We start from the raw sequence: 18,402 nt of genomic DNA, 5'->3' as shown, positions 1-18,402 counted from the left end.
GAGGATCCGAATGGCAATCACAGATCATGGACGACCGAAGATCAGACCGCCGGTGGGCCCGGCGCGGGGTGGCTCGGGTGCTCGTGGCGTTCGCCGGCGCGGGCGCGCTGGCCGCGTGCTCGCCCAAGCGCGCCGAGGTCACGCCGCAGCCAGCGCCCACCGACAGGATCCTCACCGGCGCCGACGCGCTGGGCGACTGGACCACGGACGCGCCGGGCGTCAAACGCAAGATCACCGCCGCTGACCTCCCCCCGCCCAACGAGGACGAGTCGGTCGTCAACAGGCCGAGCAAGGCAGATCGTCCAGCCGGTGTGTTCCCCAAAGTGCCGTCGGGATTCACCGTCACCGAGCTCGCCACGGGCCTGGACGAGCCGCGCGTCCTGCAGGTGGCGCCGAACGGCGACGTGTTCGTGGCCGAGAGCGGGGCGGACCGGGTGACGGTGCTCCGGGACGCGGACGGCGACGGCAAGGCCGAAGCCCGCAGCGCGTTCGCCGAGGATCTCAACCGCCCCTTCGGCATCGCCTTCTATCCGTCGGGCACCGACGCGCCGACGCACGTCTACGTCGCGAACACCGACAGCGTGGTGAGGTTTCCTTACAAGACGGGCGATACGAAGGCGAGCGGCCCGGCCGAGCCGCTGGTCACCAACATCCCCTCGGGCAAGGAGATGGTGGGCGGCGGGGGCCACTGGACCCGCGATATCGCCTTCAGCAAGGACAACCAGTGGATGTTCGTGTCCGTGGGCTCGCGGTCCAACGTCGACGACGACGAGGACGAGCACCGCCGCGCCTGCATCCTGGCCTTCACGCCCGACGGCAAGGACGAGACGCTCTATGCGTCCGGCATCCGCAACCCGGTCGGGCTGGCCATCGAGCCGTCGACGGGCGCGCTCTGGACCAGCGTGAACGAGCGCGACGAGCTGGGCGACAACCTGGTCCCCGATTACGTGACGCGCGTGCAAGAGGGCGGGTTCTACGGCTGGCCCTGGTACTACCTCGGCCCGAACCAGGATCCGCGCCACGAGGGCAAGCGCCCCGAGCTGAGGGACAAGGTCATCGTGCCGGACGTGCTGATCCAGTCGCACTCGGCGTCGCTCGATCTCTGCTTCTACACGGGCCAGCAGTTCCCGGCCGACTACCAGGGCCACATCTTCGCCGCGGAGCACGGCTCGTGGAACCGCTCGCGGCGCACCGGCTATAAGGTGATCCGCATCCCGGTCAAGGACGGCAAGGCGGAGGGGTACTACGAGGACTTCATGACCGGCTTCGTCACGAGGACCGGCGACGTGTGGGGCCGCCCGGTCGGCGTCGCGGTGGCCAAGGACGGCGCGCTGCTGGTCAGCGACGACCAGAGCAACACCGTGTGGCGGGTGGCCTACGGCAAGTGAGGCGCCCTCAGAACCGCCCCCGCACGCCGGCCGACAAGAGCCCCACCGTGAGCTCGGCCCCGGCCCCGGGCGCCTTCGGCGGCGGCGCGGCAGGCGCGGGCGGCACGGCGGCTGACCTCGGGTCGTCGAAGAGGAAGAGCCGGAGGCCCACGGCGAGGGCCACGAACGACGCCCCGCCGGCCACGGCCGCCGCCGCGCCGAGACCGTCGCGCGCGCTCACGGCGGCGTTGTAGCGATCCCGCTCGGACGGGGTGAGCGAGGTCGCGTCCCTCCTGTCCCGCAAGTCGACCGCCTCGGCCTGGCGCGCGAGGGCGAGGCCCGCGAGCACGCCGGTCGTGGCCGCGCCCGCGGCGCCGGCGCCGAGCACCGTCCACGCCGCGAGGCGCTGCGACGTCATGGGGAGATCGGCGTCGAGCCGGACCGCCTGCTCGTGGGTGACCCGGATCTCGCGCCGGTAAAGCGCGCGACCGGGCAGCGAGACCTCGACGACATGGACGCCAGGCTCGACCGCGATCGCCGCGGCCGTCGGCAGGGTCGCCCGCGCCTGCCCGTCGATGACGAGGCTCGCGCCGCTGGGCCCGGTCACCTGCAGCATCGCCGGCTTCGGCCGCAGCACGACGTGCCGCGGCATCAGCTCGCCGTCGACGGCGATGACCGTGAGCTCCTCCTCGTAATGCCCCGCCGCCTGCACCCGCACGCGGTGCGCGCCAGGCGCGACCGGCGCGACGAGCGGCGCCGGGACGAACGGCTGGCCATCCACCGACACCCGGGCCCCCTCGGCCGGCGACGACAGCAAGAGCCGCGTCCCGCGCGAGGCAGGGGCCTCCGCGCCCGCGGCGCCCCCGCCCTCGCCGGCGGCCGCTGCCGCGCCGCCGTCGGCCGCCAGAGGGCCCTCGCCGGGGAGGCGCGCCTCCAGGGGGACGAGCGACGAAAGGGCCGTGACCGCCTCCTCGCGGCGCGCCGCCTTCGGGTCCAGGCGCAGGTACTCGCGGTAGAGGGCGATCGCGCGGCGCAGCGCGTCCGGCGACGGCTGCGTGAGGTAATGCCGCCGGAACGCCTGCGCCGCCGAGAACAGCAGCGACGGGCTCGGCACGAGCTCGTGCGCCTCCAGGAACGCCTCCGCGGCGACCTGGTACTGGCCCGCGTCGTACGCCTCCGCGCCGGCGTTGAAGAAGTTCTCCGCCTGGGCCGCCTGCGCGGGCGTGGGGCGCGCGTCCGCCAGCGCCGCGCAAGGCGCCGCGGCGAGGCTCAGAGAAGCCCCGAGGAGCAAGCGGCGGAAGGGACGAGCCGCCGCCCTCACTGCAGCACCGGCTTGCCGCGGAACACCTTCAGGAACGCGGAGCTCATCGCCACGGCGAGGTCGTCGACGCCGTCGCCGTCGACGTCGGCCGCGCCGAGCGCGACGAAATCGCTGGTGGGCTCCGGCGGAGGGCCGGGAAAGGCGGCGTCGATGCGGCGCAGCTCCCGGACGCGGGCGTCGAGGTCGTGGAGCTCGAGCCGCCCCGGCCCGGCCACGGCCACCTCGAGCGCGGCGTCGGCGTCGGCGTTGAGCAGCGCGACGGCGAGGCCCGCGCAGCCGTCGCCGCCGTCGCAGGGGTCCGGCGCGACGAGCGCCTTCTCGTCGAAGCCCCCGCCGGCGCGACCCCAGAGGGCCACGATCTCGCCGGTGTCCGCGCGCGCGAGGAGATCCTGGCGGCCGTCGCCGTCGAGATCCGCGACGAGCGGGCGCGGCACGTACTTCGACGGGTTCGCGTCGGTCGCGATCGCCTCGAACCGGTAGGCCGTCGCCTGCCGGGACCGCTCGACCAGCTTGCCGCCGTCCTCCCCGTAGACCGCGATCTCGCCGTCGCCGAGCCACACGAGCTCTTCCCGGCGGTCGCCGTCGGTGTCGAGCGCCGCGAGCGCGCACGGGTCGCACGGCGGCGCCCCCTCGCCGGGCCGGCCGGACGCCTCGGCGCGCAGGTTGTCGCCCTCCGGCGAGACGGTGATCAGCCAGAGCTGCGTGCCCTCCGGCGCGCCCTCGGCCGCAAACGCCGTGATCGCGGCGAGGCTCTGCACCGGCTCGCCGTCCTCGGACGCGAGCAGGCCGCCCGCGACCGCGAGGAGGCGCACCGGGAGGATCGAGCTCGACGCGCCGGCGCCGGGCGGCCCGCCGGGACCGGGCGGCGCGTCGGGAGGCGCCGGGAAGTAGAACGGCGCGCGGATGAGGCGATCGCGGCCGCCCTCGATGAGCGCGAGCCCGGACCCGGACGCCACCGCCGCGTCGCGCGGGGGCGGGAGGCCGCGCACGGCGAAGAGCTGGGCGCCCGTGGCGTCCTCGAGGATCCGGCCCGCGGCGAGGCCGCCGGCGGCGTCGAGGCGGCCGTGGCCGGCCGGCGCGGAGGGCGCGGAGAAGGCGTTGCCGTACGCGATGTCGAGCCGGGTCGAGGGCTTCGGGGACGACGGCCGCGCCTGCTGATCGAAGTAGGCGATGTCGTTCACGCGGTCGCCGTCGAAGTCGCCGACGGCGAGGTAGTGCGGCGGGCACTGCGTCGCGAGGCGCTGCGGGTAGAAGGTGCCGTCCGAAGCGCCGGTGTGGACCGTGACGTCGGGGAGCTGCGCCTCCGTCGCGACGATATCGAGGTGGCCGTCGGCGTTCACGTCGGCGGCGACCGCCTCGCACCCGCCGGCGATCTCGCCGCAGATCGGCGACCTGAACGACGTGCTGGGAACAGGGCAGTCCAGCGGCACGAGCTCGGGCCCGGGGCGGGCCCGATCGAAATCGCCGGCGACGAAGATCCGGTCCGGCTCGGCGAGCTCGGCCTCGAGCTCCGCGTCCCCGAGCGAGAGCGTGCCCGTGCGCTGATCGGGCGAGCCGGCCGACGGCGGGCTCGCGGAGTGGAAGCGCCCGTCGCCGAGGCCGTACGCGACGTGGATCTCGCCGCGGCCGCCGCTCACGGCGCTGACGACGAGGTCGAGGTGGCCGTCGCCGTCCTGGTCGTGCACGGCGAGCGAGGCGTTGACGTCGCGGAGCGTCGCGCCGCCGCCGAGCCGCACCTCGGGCAGGGCCGTGAGCGCGAGGGAGCCGCCGGGGCCGCACACGGCGTAGATCCGGAGCCGGTCGTCGCCGCGCTTCGCCACGACGGCCTCGTCGCAGGGACCGCCGTCCGCGGGGGCCTCGTCCAGGTCGGCGGCGACCGCGGCGGCGATGTCGCCGGGCGCGACGACGTCGCCGTCGAGCGCCTGCGGCTTCACGCTCGGGTCCGACATCACCGCGACGCGGCCAGGGCCGCCGGTCGACGGCGGCTGGCCGCCCGCCGCGGCGGCCGCGCCGAGGAAGATCAGCGCGGCGTCGCGGCCGCGCAGCCGCGCCGTCAGGAGGCGCGCGGCCTCGCTGTCGAGGCGCGTGGTCGCGTAGAGCGTGGGCGAGAGGGCCGCACTCTCGAGGGCGGAGAAGACGAAGAGGCCGTTCGCCGCGCCCTCCTCGGCGGCGACGACGTCGCCGCGGCCGGCGACGACGAGCTCCAGCTGGCCATCGCCCGTGAGGTCGCGCAGCAGCGGCGCGGGGGACGTGTCCTCGCCGGACGCCGCCCGGGCGATCGGCAGCGCCTGCTCCGCCGCCGCGCACAGCCCGGGCGCCTGGCTCGGGAGCGACGTGATCGTGGTGCCATCGAGCGTCGTGTGCACGAGCTCGTCGCAGCCGTCGGCGTTGATGTCGCCGGTCGAGAGCTCCATCGCCGCGACCGTGCTCAGCGCCGCGAGCTCCTCGAAATCGCCCGTGGGGCGCCGGCAGACGCCGTCCGCGCCGCACCCGTGGCCGGCGGGGCACGCGAGCCCCTCGGCGCCGCCGCAGAGGTAGCGGCACTGGTGCGCGCTCCCGGGCGCGCCGCAGCCTTCCTGCCCGTCGCAGTCCTCGTCCGGCGCCTCGACGACCCGGTTGCCGCAGACGTCCGCCTCGAGGAGCGAGAGGTTCGCGCAGCCCGCCGCCGCGATCGCCAGCGCGATCGACCCCGCGTGCGTTCGCTTCATGGTCGGGGCGCTCCGGCGAGGCTGTCGAACGCGGGCTTCTCCAGGTCGGCGTGGTGCTTCCGCGGGCGGCTCGACCGGGCGCTCGCCGCCGGCGCCGACGCCGCGCCGGCCGTCGCCGCGGCCGGCGCGAGCGCAACCGGGGAGTCAGGGGGGCGGGCGCTCGCCGCGGCCTCGCCAGTGGCCGCGCCGGCCGCGCCGGGCGGGTCCGCGGCGCCGGGCGGGGCCGCGCCGCCGGACGCCGCGAGGACCGCGCCGGGCGCGGTGTCGGCTGCGCCGGCGAGCGCGCCTTTCGCGGCGCCGGCCTCGCCGGGCGCCGCGCCGGCGGGCGCCGCAACGCCCGGCTGCGCCGCCGCGTCAGCCGTCGGCGCGGCGGCCGCGGGCGCGGGCGCGTCGCCGCCGGCGCGCGGCCACGCGAGCGCCACGGCGACCGCGCCGCCCGCGAGCAGCAGCGCGAGCGCCCCGGCGCCGCGGGCCCAGGCGCGCGGCGCCGGGGCGGCCTTGGCCGGCGCGGGCCCGGGGAGCGGGGCGAGCCCCACGGTCCGGCCGACCTCGGCGGCGGCCACCGTGCCCGGCGCCGGCTCCGCGTCGCGCGGCGCCGCCGGCGGCATCGGCAGGGTCGCGCCGCCTGCCGCGGGCTCCCCGCTCGCCGCGGGGCTGCGCAGCGTGCCGTCGGCGCCGTCGCTCCCGGGCGCCGGCGCGCCGACGGGGGCGGTCGCCGCGTCGGAGCTGACGTGCTTCGGCCCGATCGACACCACGCGCCCGCCGCTCTCGGGCCGCGGCGCGCCCGCGCCGTCGCGACCCTCGACCCCGAGCCTGCGCACCTGCTCGGCGAGCGCCTGGACCGCCGCGCCCGCCGACGGCGGGCGATCCTGGGCGCGCTTCGCGAGCATCGCCAGGAGCGGGGCGTCGAGCTCGGGCGGGAGGTCCGCGCACACGCCCGACGCCCGCGGCGGCTCGTTGAGGACGTGCATCATCATCACGTCCATCATCGATTCGGCCTGGAAGAGCAGCGATCCCGTGAGCATCTCGTGGGCGATCACGCCGAGCGCGTAGATGTCCGATCGCTGATCCACGCCCTTGCCGCGGACCTGCTCGGGCGACATGTACGCGGGCGTCCCGACCGCGACCCCCGTGGCCGTCCTGTGGGCGAGGGCGTCGTCCGCGAGCTTCGCCACGCCGAAGTCGAGCAGCTTGGGGAAGCAGCGGCCGCTCGGCTCGGTGGCCACGAAGATGTTCTCGGGCTTCAGATCGCGGTGCGTGATCCCGGCCGCGTGCGCGGCGTCGAGCGCGTCGGCGATGCCCTCGAGGAGGGCGACGGCGCGGCTTGGCGAGAGGCGGCCCTCGCGCCGGATCAGCGCGCCGAGCGTGAGCCCGTCGAGCAGCTCCATGACGAAGTAGTGCCGCCCGTCGACGACGCCGAAGGAGAAGATGTCGATGATGTTGCGGTGCCGGATGCGGTTGACCGCGCGCGCCTCGCCGATGAAGCGCGAGACGACGGTCGGATCGGACGCGAAGCGCTGGTTCAGCACCTTGATCGCGACCCGCTTGCCGATGAGCGGGTGCTCTCCCGCGTAGACGTCGCCGAACGTCCCCGCGCCGAGCAGCCGCTCGACGCGGTACTCGCCGAGCATGGCGCCGGGCTTCAGCGCCGCGTCCTCGTCGGAGAAGGCCTCGTCGGGGAGCAGCGCGCCGCCGTGCTCCGGGCAGGTCACCACGTCATCGGGATAGACCGAGCGGCACGCGGAGCAGGTGGCCATCGACCGTCGTCCCAGTCTAGAGCACCGATCGGGGTCGAGTTCCGACGAAAATCAACGGAAGGGAAGAGAAACCGCAAGGCCGCAACGTGCGCAACGGGCACCGAGTTCCCGCAGGCGCCCTGCGATCGTAACGCAAGGCACCCCATCGGACGCGCGGGAAGGCGCGAGCGCCGCGCGGCAGGGGCGCCGCGGCCGCGCAGCACGGGCCGTCGACGCATGCGCGGCAGCGGCGCCCAGCCTTCGACGCGTGCTCCGGGCGATAATACCGCGCCCCCGCCGATCGAGGAGAAGCGCTAAGCGGCCGGGCTGCGGGAGCGGGGCGTGGCCGATCCACGCGCTGTCTCGACGGCCCGCGTCGGCGCTCGGCGCGTGCGTACGAGCGGGCGGGACGCTCTTCCGTGCAGCGGCTTCATGCGTGCGCGCCCGACGCGCGACCGCACGGCCGGCTCGATCCTGGCGAGGGCGCCGTCGATCGCGGCTTGCTTCGACGCATCTCGATGCTCGGTGACGACGCTCGGCAGCCCGGACAGGACCACCTTGATCCGGCAGATCTTGTCGATTCCTCCACGCGGCCCGTTGGTGTCCGTCAGGCGAACGCTGATGCGTTCGATGGATGTACCGAACTTGCTGAGCCTCCTGCCCAGCTTCTCGCGGATGTACTCCCGGTCCGTGGGATCGAGGTCCACCCCGATCGTGCGCACGTGGGCGGGCGGCTGCCCGCGGGAGCTCCCGGTCCGCTTGACGGGCCGCGGGAGCTCGGCCGGCAGCGCTGTCCGAAACTTGCTTGCCGCCACCTTGCGAGTTCGATCAGCCATGATAGGTCCCCCGCAGCTTGCGGGGAGCGCTGCCTCGACGGGCGTGCTGCATGCGCCTCATCGCCGAGCCGAGCTCAGCTCCCGGGCCGAGCTCGGCCACGAGCCCATTCCGTGGGAGGCCGGCCCTCGCAGGCGTCCACGCCGGCGGATCGCTCGCGGGAAAGGACTGCTGACAGGCCTCGTCCACGACATCCGCATCACGCGGCATGGCCGGCAGGCCGACGTTTCCAGCCTGCCCGGCGCGCTGCTCCTCACCTCGACGCCGCTCGTCGCCCGGCGCTCCCGCGTCGATCCGGGCGGCCCGTCCCTGCGTGCACCCCATCGCGCGTCCCCCGCGCACGACATTGCGCCTCGCCGCCGCGTCGGCAAGCTCTTTCGCGACCTCAAAGACGATCTCGGACAGCCGAGCTGGCTGTGGAACTCGGAGAGCCGCGCTCGCCCGCCGTGCCGGGCGTACGCGAGTTGCCGGAATTCCGCCCGCAGCGAGACATGCCGCGTCGCGGCAAGCAGGCCCACGCTCCGATAGGAGAATTGCATCTGTGCGGCATGTGCTCTCGTCGGGCCCCGCGTCGTGGTCCGGTCGGCCCCGTACGACAATCCTCTGGTCATTTCGTAAATAGTATTGTTGAATCATGGGGCATCGGCGTGCCCGGTGCGGGCGGGGAGCGACGACGAACTCTGGTCCTCAGGTCACGAGCCTGCGGCTCCTCGTCGAGCTCACCCAGACGGACGGTTTCCTCTACATGGCTGCCTGACAGGAGCGAGGGGTATGTCGAAATTCCACGTGAGCCGACGTGCCATGCTGCGAGGCGCCGGCGCCATCGCGGTCGCGCTCCCGTGGCTGGAGATCATGGGGACCGAGCGCCCGGCGCACGCGCAACCCGCCCCCGCCCGGCGCTTCCTCGCCGTCTACACGCCCGGCGGGACCGTGATGGACCGCTGGCGTCCGACCGGCACCGAGACGAGCTTCACCCTGGGCCCCATCCTGGCCCCGCTCGCGCCGGTGCAGGACCGGCTGCTCGTCGTCGACGGCCTCGACATGAAGAGCGCGCGCGGGGAGCAGCACCAGTGCGGGATCATCGCCTGGCTCACGGGCACGGAGCAGGAGGGCGCGAACAACGGCGGCTACGGGAAGGGGCCGTCCATCGATCAGGTGATCGCCTCCCGGATCTCCGCCGGCCAAAAGGCGAAGGCGAGCCTCCAGGTCGCGGTGCGCTGGGCCACGGGCAAGTCCCACGGCCTGATGTCGCCGATGAACGTCGTCAATTTCGAGGACAGCGCGCCGTACAGCCCCATCCCGCCGCGCCTCGATCCGGTGGAGATCTTCACCGAGCTCTTCGGCACGCTGAACCCCGACGCCAGCGACGACGCCGCCCTCCGCCTCGCGCGGAAGCGCTCGATCCTCGACTTCCTCGACCGGCGCTACGCCGCCCTCTCCGCGCGGCTCGGCGCGGCCGACAAGCAGAAGCTCGACCAGCACCTGACGAAGATCCGCGAGATCGAGCAGAGCCTCGGCAGCACGCCGGTTGCGACGGCCGCTTGCCGGGTCCCGACGGGGGTCGACACGTCCGACTACGACCCGAGCTCGGGGCTCAACGCGGACGACAACGGCGCGATCGTCGACGCCTCGACCGACGCGGCCATCCCCAGGGTGGGCAAGCTGATGATGGACATGCTGGTGATGGCGCTCGCCTGCGACATCACCGCGGTCGGCACCCTGCAGTGGAGCGACACCGAGGCGAAGCACACGTTGCCGTGGCTGAACCTGACCGAGAACCACCATTTCTACCAGCATAACGGCGGCTACAGGCCGGTCGAGTGCGCGCGCATCCACACCTGGTACTCGCAGCAGCACCTCTATCTCTTGCAGGAGATGGAGAAGGTCGACATGGGCGGGCGCTCGCTGCTCGACGAGAGCGTCGTCTTCTTCGGCTCCGAGATCTCGGATCCGGCGAGCCACGCGAAGAAGGACATGCCGTTCCTGCTGGCCGGCGGCGGGGGGGGCCTGCGCACCGGGCGCTGGGTCCGGTACCCGAGCCTCCCGCACAACAACCTGCTCGTCTCGATCTTGAACCTGTTCGGCGACCCCCGGACCACGTTCGGCGACCCGCGGGACTGCACCGGGCCGCTCACGAACCTCACGTAGTGCCCGGCCTCGCGCGCCGCCCTGCGAGCAAATTCCCGGCAGAAAGAGCCAGAGGAGCGTAAGCTACCCCAGTGGCAGCTCCCAGCGCCTTCGAAGTCGTCGTGCCAGGCTCCATCTGGGTCACCGAACGCCCGGTATGGTTCGGCGGCGTTCGCCTGCGATCGAGGACCACCGTCGTTCGACTCTCGGGTGATGCCCTCTGGGTTCATAGCCCCTGCACACCCACGGACGACGTATGCGCGGCGCTCGATGCGGTCGGCGAGGTGCGTTGGATCGTGGTGCCCAATCGGTTCCATCACCTGCAAACTCCTGCCACTGCCGCGCGATACCCGAACGCGCTCGTCGTCGGACCGAGGTCTGCCCAGTCGCGCAACCCGCGCGTCCGCTTGGCCATGGGCACGGACGATCCCGCATATATCCGCTCTACCCCTGAGCTGGCCTCCATTCAGCTGAGGGGCGTTCCTTTTCTTGACGAGACAGTCTTCTTCCACCCGGCGAGCGGCTCTCTGATCGCCGCAGATCTGCTCATGTCCGCCTGCGCGCGCGACCACTGGACCTGGCGAGCCGCAGCGCGCATCTGGGGACGCTACGAAAAAGTCAGGACGCCCCCTGACGTCCGAATGCACGCTCGTGCGAACGCGGCGGTGGCTGACTCAATCGCGCAAATGCGCGCGCTGCCGCTCCAGCGGATCCTCGTGGCCCACGCCGATCCGATCACGGATCGACCCGCTCAACAGCTCGCCGAGGCATGGGACTTCGCTATCCCTTCTCACCTGAGGCAGCCCGGTGCCACCCTCTAGCATCGTGACCTCCGGACGCGCGTGTCGCACCGATCGGCGCGCCAGTCATTGGCCGCCGCTCGCAGGCGCGGCGGCAGACATCCGCCGGATGGCGAAGCTGAGCGCTGCGCGAAGGTTCGCCTTCGTCAGCACCGTGCTCAGATCGAGCCCGAGGGACACCATGGTATGGGCGACGGTCGGCTTGATCCCCACGACGATGCCCTCGGCGCCGAGCAGCCGGATGGCGCTCACGATGTTGATGAGGTGACTGGCCACCTTGGTGTCGACGACCTCGACGCCGGTGAGATCGAGGATCGCGAACCGCGCGCTCTTCTCCGCGATCCTGCGGAGCAGCCCGTCCATCATGTCGGCGACCCTCACGCTGTCGACGACGCCGACCATCGGCAGCGTGAGGACGCCGTCCCAGACCTCGATGACCGGCGTCGACAGATCGCGGATGACCTGCTGCTGGTGCTCGATCTGGGCGAGCTTGCTCCGGATCTCCTGCTCCGCGCGCTTCGCCTCCGTGACGTCCAGCGTGAAGCCGATGAGCCCGTCGACCTCTCCGTCGTCTTGGATTGGGACGAACCAGTTCTCCCAGTGAACGTCGTTCTGCGAGGAGAACGTGTGCATCGGCGTCCCCTCCAGCGCCTGTCGGACCTCGTCGGTGTCCTCGAAGACCTCGAAGAGGTTCTTCCCGATGAGCTCGCCTCGCTTCATCCTGACGAGCTCCAGCCCCTTGCCGTCATGGTAGGTGAAGATGCCGTTGCGATCGATCGACCACACACAGATGGTCACGTTCCGCATCAGCGCCTCGAGGATCTTCGACCGCCGCCTCAGGTCGTCGATCTCCTCGTCCGGGTGGCGCGCGGGCTCGCGCAGGGAGCCGTGGACGAAGTCTCCGTCGCGCGATCGGCGGAGCGCGCACGAGACGCGTCGATAGGCGCCCTCCGGCCTCCGGAGCCTGCATTCGATGTAAACGGGCTGCTGCCTGTGCTTGACCGCCTGGAGCCTCGACCACCCCTCCTGGACAGCGCGTCGATCCGCGGGGTGGACGATCTCTGCGAGGCGCAGGTTCTCCTTGAGCACGGACCCGAACGCCTGCCCCAGCGCGCCGCTCCACCGGAGCAGCTCGCCCTCGACGCCCGCGACGAAGAGCATCTCGGGGCACGACGCCAAAAATGAATCGAGGAGGACCTCGCTGCCGCTGTTCAAGAGCGCTCGCGATCCGTTCTTCTTTCGCATCCCCATGAGAGCACCCCACGCCAGGAGACATCGTCCCTGGGTCATCATGTCGTTGGCAGGCAAGAGAAACCCATGCTGACGCCGTGCCCGCGCGTCACGGCGCGAGCGTGCCCGCGAAAGGGGCGATCGCCGCCGCGCCGGTGGCGCACGGGAGAGCCGGCGCGCGGGATCATCGGGCCGCGATCCGGCTGCCCCCCTGCATCATCGCCTGGCGAATGGCCGCCTGAAGCGTGCTGTGCGTCGTCAGGCCCTTCAGATCGGCTCCGAGGCTCGCGAGCGCCTGCGCGACGTCCGGGCGGATGCCGCTCAAGATGAACGACGTCCCGACGAGCTGGACGGCCCGGGCGATGCGCATGAACGTATCCGCGACCTTGGTGTCCACGACGCCGACGCCCGTGATGTCGAGGATCGCCACGCGCGCGCTGCGCTGGACGATGCCGTTGAGCAGCATCTCGAGGACCTGCCCGGCGCGGCGGCTGTCCACGACCCCGATGAGCGGCATGACCAGGATCTCGTCGCTGATGGGGATGAGCGGAGTCGACAGCTCGAGCAGGGCCGCCGACTGCCGCCGAATCAGCTGCTCCGACTCGTGGCGCTCCGTCATGTCCTGCCATGAGCCGACGACCTCGACCGCGTTGCTCTCGGCGTCGCGGACGACCCTGCTGTCGTCATGGATCCACCGGTAGTTGCCCTCCTTGTGACGAATCCGGTACTCGCAGGAGTGCGTGCCGTCCTCGAGGAGCGCAGCACGCCCGGCGGCGAAGCGCTCCCTGTCCTCCGGGTGGATGCGCTCGACCCACGAGCCCGGGGTCAGGAGCTCCCGGATCCCATAGCCGAGCTGCCCGGCCACGTTGTTGCTGATGAACGTGGGAGCGAAATCATTCGACGCCTTCGCGGCGTAGAGGACGACGCGGCTCGAGAGGAGCAGGTGCTGGAGACGCTCCTCGGCGGCGCGCCGCGCTGCCGAGATCGCCTCGCGCTCGGTGACGTCGCGCGCCAGGGCATACACGACCTGTCGCTCGGGGACGGCGGAAGAGCTCCATTCGAGCAAGATGTAATGGCCGTCCTTGTGGCGGTAGCGATTCGTGAAGCAGACGATAGCTTCGCCCTTCCCGAGCGTCTCGACGGCCGCGATGGTCGGCGCGCGGTCGTCCGGGTGGACGAAGTCGAGGAACGGTCGCGACATCAGCTCATCGAGTGAGTACCCGAGCACCTGCTCCCACCGGGGGTTCAGGTCCTTGAAGCGGCCGTCGGTCCCCGCGACGCAGTGGAGATCCAGCGACAGCGAGAAGAAGCGCTCCCGTTCCTCGCCGCCGGCCCGGGCGCTCGTGCGGCTTCGCCTCTCGTCCTGACGCGGCCGCGCGCGGCTGCGGGCGACGTCTGCGCCGCCGTGAGCGCGCTTCGCGTGACTGCCTTTCCCTGTCGTGCTCTGCATAAACGGCTCCTCGATTCCATCGGTGCCTGTGCCGCTGCTCATCGCTCGACCAGCCGGCCGTCACCCAGCGAGCACGAGCGGCATGCGCATCTCCACGATACCGGCTTCGATCGTGAATGACACGAGGTGATAACGCCGAGGGGGCGCGTTGCCACGCCTCAGCGAGCTGGCGAAGGCCGAACCATTGTATCGGTGTAGGCTCTACAGACCCTGTGAGACCGGGCTGGCGGGCGCGACACCCCCCTTCCGTGCCCACGCTCTCCTTGTGAGCGAGCGCCGGCGGCGCAGGCCGCGCGCACCGCGCTGGCTCTGTGCGATCCTCCCTCCGTCTCCGATATTCGGGGAGCCCAAGCGCCCGGGTCCATCAGGCGCTTCCTGATTTCGAACAAAGCAGGATCACGAACGCGTGACGGCTTGAATGGCGAGCGCAGGTCGACGTTGGTTGCGTTCCGATGAGATTCCTGGAGCATGGAAACCGGGACGGTTCGGCGTCACGGCGGCCTCGACGTGGCTGCGTCCGAGACAAAACGAATCACGGCGTTGACCGGTGTGATCGACCCGTTCAAATGCCCGAGAATGAAGAGATTCGAACCACGGAGGCACAGAGAGCACAGAGGGGAGAGGAGAAATGGATTTTTTCATTCTCTCACTCTGTGCCCTCTGTGCCTCTGTGGTTCATTTCTCGGGGTTTCAACCCGTTCGGTGTCCTAGCATCGTGATGCTCTGGTCTCGCGCCTTGCTCGACATCGCCCCCGTCCCGTTCGAGATGCTCGCGCTCCTAGGCTAGGCGGAGATCTTCAGCGGGATCCTCGATGCGATGCGCGTCGACGCCGCCGCGGGCGATGCGGCGGAAGAGGGCGCCGCGTTGGGCACACCGGCGCCGCCCTCGACGGCGAAGCAAGCGGAAACTACGAAAATCGCTCCTGTTTCCAGCGATCGCTCGCGATCGACCGGTGTGTCTGGCGCGATCTCGGACCCGCGCTACTAGCCTCCTGGCCGAGCGCCCCCGCTCCCCCCGACTCATGCGCCCCTGTCTCCTGGTCCTCGTGCGCCACGGCCGCACCGCCGGCAACCGCGGCGGTCCCGCGACGCCGATGAGCGGGTGGACCGACACGCCGCTCGACGCGCGAGGGCGCGAGGAGGCCGAAGCGCTGGGCCGCCGCCTCGCCGGAGGCCCGGCGTTCGACGCCGTGTACGCGAGCCCGCTGAGCCGCGCGCTCGAGACGGCGCGGATCGCGGCCGGCGCGTGGGGCCCGGTCCGCACGCACGACGGCCTGCGCGAGATCGGCTGCGGCGACGTGGACGGCGCGCCGCTCGAGGAGGTCAAGGCGCGCCACGCCGCGCTCTGGGAGGCGAACCTGCGCCAGGACGACGACGACTTCCGCTGGCCGGGCGGGGAGAGCTACCGCGAGTTCCGCGCGCGCTGCCTCGCGACGATCGGCGCGATCGCCGCGGCGCACCCGGGGCAGCGCGCGCTCGTGGTCACGCACGCGGGCGTCATCGGCCAGATCGTCGGCGCGCTGCACGGCGTCCCGCCCGCGCGCTGGGAGCCGTTCCGGCCAGGCAACGCCAGCCTCACGTCGCTCTCGTGGCAGGGCGAGCGCGGCGTCCTCTTGCGCTTCGACGACCGCGAGCACGTCAGCGCCAGCACGCGTCGGCCCGGCGGATGACGCGCAGCCAGTCCGCCGCGTTCCGGGCCGCGGCCGCGCGCGCGTCGGGCGCCGCGGAGGGCTCGCTCGCCCGGCACGCCATCGCGAGGTGGACCCCGAGCGCGCCGGCGAGCGCGTTGGAGGCGGCCGCGAACCAGTAGGCGTCGCGCAGCGGCCGCGTCAGCGCGGGGGCGAGGCCGCGCGCCGTGAGGTAGCCGGCGAGCAGCGTGTCGTGGCGGCGCCGCGCCTCCGGCTCCCAATAGCCGAGGGCCTGGAGCCACGAGCTCACGTCCTCCAGCGGCGAGCCGATCCGCGCGCGCGCCCAGTCGAGCAGCACCGGCTCCGCGACGCCGTCGCGCCGGCGGACCATGACGTTCCCCGGGTGCACGTCGCCGTGGATCACCGCGCGGCCGAGCGGCTGGAACTCGAGGAGCTGGCGGCGCATCGCCGGCAGCGCCGCCACGACCCGCCGCAGCGCGGGCAGCGACCGGGCGAGCGCCGGGACCTCGCCGCGGGGCAGGCGCTCGGCCAGCGCGAGGGTGCCCCGCGCCGCGGCCAGGTTCTCGGCCTCGTAGTCCCACGCCGGCAGGGAGGCGCCGCTCGCCGTCGCGTGGAGGCGCGCCAGCCGCTCGAGCACCTGCGCGGTGTGCCCGCTGTCGGACCAGGGCCACGCGTGCGCCGGCTCGATCCGCTCGAGGTAGAGCAGCCAGCGCCCGCGCCCGAGCCGCTCCGCGCCGAGCAGCTCGGGCGAGAAGCGCCGCGCGACGGACCTCGAGAGCCGCCGGTAGACGGCCGCCTCGCGCCCGGCGGCGCCGTGCACGAGCTTGGCCACGAGCGCGACCGGGCGCGCCCCCGCGCCGCCGCGCAGCCGCGCGGTGACCAGCGCGACCTCCGAGCAGAGGCCGCCCGGGAGCGGGCGCACCTCGATGGCCGCGTCGCCGGCGGCACCGCCGTGGCGCGCGGCGAGGAAAGCCGCCACCGCGGCGCGATCCAGGGCATCTCGCGTCATCGATCACCTCCCCGAGGCGACATCGATCGCCTCACGAGCCGACGATGCGCCGAGGCCAGCTCACGATCCACCCTGCGCCTCGAATCCGGTCCGCGCGCCGGAGCCCTGCGCCCGGCGACGCCGGAGCGGCGGCGCGCGGCCGCGCTGGAGCGGCGCCCCCGGGCGGCAGCGCGCGACCGCGCCGGCGAGCGCAGGAGGCCCGGAGAGCCCGTTCTGACTGGCTTCGGTTGCCCGGATGAGTATTCTCCCGTGCGGGTGTCGCGGCGGCAGAGCGCCGCGACAGGTCATCACGGGACGGTCGGGCCGCCTTCCCCCTTCGCGCGACGCCGCTCGCGCCCTGGCGGTCCTTTGAGTCGATCCCCGTCACAGCACGCCCCCGGAACCTGGGCCCCCGCGCGCCGCATCGCCGAGCGCGTCCTCGGCCCGATCGAGCGGTTCCTGCACGTCGAGGCCGCCAGCGGGATCGTCCTCTTGGTCGCGGCGGTCGTCGCCCTCGCGTGGGCGAACTCGCCGTGGGGCGACGCGTACGAGCACCTCTGGCATCTCCCGATCACGATCGGCGCCGGCTCGCTGGTGTTCACGCAGCCCCTGCACTTCTGGATCAACGAAGGGCTGATGACGATCTTCTTCTTCGTCGTCGGCCTCGAGATCCGGCGGGAGATCCACGAGGGGGAGCTCTCGGATCTCAAGCGCGCGGCGCTGCCGGTCGCCGCGGCGCTGGGCGGCATGATGGCGCCCGCGCTCCTCTACCTGTCGCTCAACACGTCGCCCGCCTCGCGGCACGGCTGGGGCGTCCCCACGGCGACCGACATCGCGTTCGCGGTGGGCGTCCTGGCCCTGCTCGGCAAGCGCGTGCCCCCTGCCCTGCGCGTGCTCCTGCTCGCGCTCGCGATCATCGACGACATCGGTGCGATCATCGTCATCGCGCTGTTCTACTCGTCGGGCGTCGCGTGGAGCGGGCTGCTCATCGCCGGCGGCGGGCTGCTCGCGGTGCGGCTGCTCCAGCGCTTCGGCGTCCGCTCGCCCGCCGCCTACGTGGCCCCCGGCGCCGTGCTCTGGTGGGGCATGCTCCGCGCCGGCGTCCACCCGACGATCGCCGGCGTGGTCATCGGGCTGCTCACGCCGGCGCGCTCCTGGTTCGGCAGCCACGGGTTCCTCGCCGCGGCGCGCGACACGGTGGACAGGGTCTCCGCGCTCGTCCAGCGCGACGACCACCGCGCGGACGAGCTGCTGCAGCCCCTCGGGCGGATCCGGCAGGCCCAGCTCGAGGCGCTGCCGCCCGTGGTCCGGCTCCAGGCGGCGCTCCACCCGTGGGTCGCGTACGGCATCATGCCGCTGTTCGCCTTCGCCAACGCCGGCGTCCGCGTCGACGGCTCCTCGCTCGGCCACGCGGCCTCGGGGACGATCCTGCTCGGGGTCATGCTCGGCCTGGTCGTCGGCAAGCCGATCGGCATCTTCCTCGCGAGCTTCGCGATGGTCCGGCTCGGCGTCTGCGCCCTGCCGCGAGGCGTCGGCTGGCGCGGGATCGCGGTCGTGGGCTGCGTCGCGGGCATCGGCTTCACGATGGCGATCTTCATCGCCGGCCTCGCGTTCGACGACCCCGCGAAGCTCGCCGCCGCCAAGCTCGGCGTCCTGCTCGCCTCGGCCGTGGCCGCCGTGGTGGGCCTCCTCGTCGGCAGGCTCGCGCTGCCGGCGACCCCGGCGCTCGGCGCGGCGCGGACGGCCGCCGAGGCCGAGGCGTCGACGGAGCAGTAGTTTCACCCCCCACCAGATCGGTCGGCTGCTCGGGCTGCCGGTGGCACCGGAGGGGCGAGCAAGCTTGGGCCGAACGTCGAGCCCGCCGCTAGACTGTGCTTTCTCAGCCGGCGTGAAGGCTCCGAAATCGATCGGGCTCCGCCGGATCCCGATCGACGACTTGGACTGGCGGCCAAGCCCATTGCCAAACGCTGATGCCTGGCGTGCGGGAGAACTGGGCGAGATGAATCTATTGCATGGGGTTTATGACGCGATTTCATTAGAATCACGCCCTCCGGTGAGCCAGGAATGCGCAGCATACGAGCCGCTCGCGGTCCCACCCTTTCGGCTTGCTGCGCTACACTTCCTCGCGCTGCGATCCGGCTCGGTTTGCCTACGCGCCGAGACTTTAATGGCGCTGAGAGCCTGAGACGAAC

Annotated in this window: 12 protein-coding genes and 1 pseudogene; 5 read left to right on the top strand and 8 right to left on the bottom strand. The window is 72.7% G+C overall.

The genetic code is table 11. The annotated features are described in order from the left end of the window. The first annotated feature begins 26 nt into the window (after positions 1–26). The gene (locus WME83_RS19910) at positions 27–1,388 is read left to right on the top strand and encodes a PQQ-dependent sugar dehydrogenase (protein WP_437320863.1); all 1,362 of its coding nucleotides are present in this window, start codon (positions 27–29) and stop codon (positions 1,386–1,388) included. Between the two features lie 7 nt (positions 1,389–1,395). Here the strand turns inward: WME83_RS19910 and WME83_RS19905 are convergent, their stop codons facing one another. The 4 genes from WME83_RS19905 to WME83_RS19890 all read right to left on the bottom strand — a co-directional run bounded on the left by WME83_RS19905 (position 1,396) and on the right by WME83_RS19890 (position 7,968). Beyond that, positions 1,396–2,688 carry a PEGA domain-containing protein gene (locus tag WME83_RS19905; RefSeq protein WP_437320862.1) on the bottom strand — a complete coding sequence of 431 codons (1,293 nt, stop codon included), beginning with the start codon at positions 2,686–2,688 and terminating at the stop codon, positions 1,396–1,398. Beyond that, positions 2,685–5,396, bottom strand: a complete 2,712-nt coding sequence (locus WME83_RS19900; RefSeq protein WP_437320861.1) for an FG-GAP repeat domain-containing protein — start codon at positions 5,394–5,396, stop codon at positions 2,685–2,687. Before WME83_RS19900 ends, WME83_RS19905 begins: the two co-directional genes overlap by 4 nt. Beyond that, positions 5,393–7,153 carry a protein kinase domain-containing protein gene (locus tag WME83_RS19895; protein ID WP_437320860.1) on the bottom strand — a complete coding sequence of 587 codons (1,761 nt, stop codon included), beginning with the start codon at positions 7,151–7,153 and terminating at the stop codon, positions 5,393–5,395. Before WME83_RS19895 ends, WME83_RS19900 begins: the two co-directional genes overlap by 4 nt. Positions 7,154–7,446: 293 nt before the next feature. Beyond that, positions 7,447–7,968 (bottom strand): HPF/RaiA family ribosome-associated protein, encoded by a 522-nt coding sequence (locus WME83_RS19890; RefSeq protein WP_437320859.1) that lies wholly within the window; start codon positions 7,966–7,968, stop codon positions 7,447–7,449. A 799-nt stretch (positions 7,969–8,767) separates the two neighbouring features. Between WME83_RS19890 and WME83_RS19885 the strand changes: the two genes are divergently transcribed. After that, positions 8,768–10,114 carry a DUF1552 domain-containing protein gene (locus WME83_RS19885; protein WP_437322017.1) on the top strand — a complete coding sequence of 449 codons (1,347 nt, stop codon included), beginning with the start codon at positions 8,768–8,770 and terminating at the stop codon, positions 10,112–10,114. Positions 10,115–10,185: 71 nt separating this feature from the next. After that, complete coding sequence (locus WME83_RS19880; RefSeq protein ID WP_437320858.1) at positions 10,186–10,914, top strand: DUF4336 domain-containing protein; 729 nt, start codon at positions 10,186–10,188, stop codon at positions 10,912–10,914. Positions 10,915–10,959: 45 nt separating this feature from the next. Here the strand turns inward: WME83_RS19880 and WME83_RS19875 are convergent, their stop codons facing one another. Beyond that, a complete protein-coding gene (locus WME83_RS19875; RefSeq protein WP_437320857.1) occupies positions 10,960–12,144 on the bottom strand; it encodes a PAS domain S-box protein in 1,185 nt (394 codons plus the stop codon). Between the two features lie 163 nt (positions 12,145–12,307). Next, positions 12,308–13,573 (bottom strand): PAS domain-containing protein, encoded by a 1,266-nt coding sequence (locus WME83_RS19870; protein ID WP_437320856.1) that lies wholly within the window; start codon positions 13,571–13,573, stop codon positions 12,308–12,310. Positions 13,574–14,595: 1,022 nt separating this feature from the next. On the opposite strand from WME83_RS19870, the gene WME83_RS19865 reads away from it, so the two are divergent. Then, the gene (locus tag WME83_RS19865; protein WP_437320855.1) at positions 14,596–15,243 is read left to right on the top strand and encodes a histidine phosphatase family protein; all 648 of its coding nucleotides are present in this window, start codon (positions 14,596–14,598) and stop codon (positions 15,241–15,243) included. Here WME83_RS19865 and WME83_RS19860 read toward each other — a convergent pair. After that, positions 15,212–16,231 (bottom strand): phosphotransferase family protein, encoded by a 1,020-nt coding sequence (locus WME83_RS19860; protein ID WP_437320854.1) that lies wholly within the window; start codon positions 16,229–16,231, stop codon positions 15,212–15,214. The two genes, WME83_RS19865 and WME83_RS19860, sit on opposite strands and share 32 nt — an antisense overlap. Positions 16,232–16,579: 348 nt before the next feature. On the opposite strand from WME83_RS19860, the gene nhaA reads away from it, so the two are divergent. Beyond that, a complete protein-coding gene (gene nhaA, locus WME83_RS19855) occupies positions 16,580–17,986 on the top strand; it encodes a Na+/H+ antiporter NhaA (protein WP_437320853.1) in 1,407 nt (468 codons plus the stop codon). 103 nt (positions 17,987–18,089) lie between these two features. Here nhaA and WME83_RS19850 read toward each other — a convergent pair. Continuing rightward, positions 18,090–18,203, bottom strand: a pseudogene (locus WME83_RS19850) (ABC transporter substrate-binding protein); the annotation flags it as partial. Positions 18,204–18,402 lie beyond the last annotated feature (199 nt).

It is taken from the genome of Sorangium sp. So ce385 (assembly GCF_051474135.1).
Lineage (GTDB): Bacteria > Myxococcota_A > Polyangia > Polyangiales > Polyangiaceae > Sorangium > Sorangium cellulosum_D.
Note: the sequence above shows the minus strand (reverse complement) of the source record. Positions and strands in the feature narration are given on the sequence as shown.

Coding starts and splice junctions, on each gene's coding strand:
- WME83_RS19860 (WP_437320854.1), bottom strand. CDS start 16,231: ATGACGCGAGATGCCCTGGATCGCGCCGCGGTGGCGGCTTTCCTCGCC.
- WME83_RS19900 (WP_437320861.1), bottom strand. CDS start 5,396: ATGAAGCGAACGCACGCGGGGTCGATCGCGCTGGCGATCGCGGCGGCG.
- WME83_RS19910 (WP_437320863.1), top strand. CDS start 27: ATGGACGACCGAAGATCAGACCGCCGGTGGGCCCGGCGCGGGGTGGCT.
- WME83_RS19895 (WP_437320860.1), bottom strand. CDS start 7,153: ATGGCCACCTGCTCCGCGTGCCGCTCGGTCTATCCCGATGACGTGGTG.
- WME83_RS19885 (WP_437322017.1), top strand. CDS start 8,768: ATGCTGCGAGGCGCCGGCGCCATCGCGGTCGCGCTCCCGTGGCTGGAG.
- WME83_RS19875 (WP_437320857.1), bottom strand. CDS start 12,144: ATGGGGATGCGAAAGAAGAACGGATCGCGAGCGCTCTTGAACAGCGGC.
- WME83_RS19890 (WP_437320859.1), bottom strand. CDS start 7,968: ATGGCTGATCGAACTCGCAAGGTGGCGGCAAGCAAGTTTCGGACAGCG.
- WME83_RS19865 (WP_437320855.1), top strand. CDS start 14,596: ATGCGCCCCTGTCTCCTGGTCCTCGTGCGCCACGGCCGCACCGCCGGC.
- WME83_RS19870 (WP_437320856.1), bottom strand. CDS start 13,573: ATGCAGAGCACGACAGGGAAAGGCAGTCACGCGAAGCGCGCTCACGGC.